Genomic DNA, 360 nt, shown 5'->3' on the forward strand with positions numbered 1-360 from the left:
ATACAAAGTTAGTTAACATAAACTTTGTATATCTTATACATTTAAAAAGCAGAAAATAGGTTGTATATATCCAAACAACTTGTCTTGTTTATCAATAAACTGTATTAGTAGAAAAATTAAAAAGGAGTTATTACAATTGTCTATTTATACAGTCGATGTGTATGCTTTTTTTGTTAACGGTGCCTTTCCTGATATAAACATTCATAGGGTAAAACAAGACATTACTAATGCTAATAATGCATGGAAAGGTTGTGTTAAATTTGTTATGAAAGGTCTTTATTTTAGCAGAAGTAAAACAGTAAATGCTGGTTCAATTCCAGCTTATAAAGTGTTTAAGAATAGACAGATTGAGTCTTTAAT

Annotated in this window: 1 protein-coding gene; it reads left to right on the plus strand. The window is 27.2% G+C overall.

Translation table 11 applies throughout. The features are described from left to right. Nucleotides 1-136: 136 nt before the first annotated feature. On the plus strand, nt 137-360 hold a 224-nt coding region (locus AC1DWA_RS33870; protein WP_477917939.1), incomplete at its 3' end, for a hypothetical protein.

This window comes from Rhodococcus sp. P4_F3_2 (genome assembly GCF_056401335.1).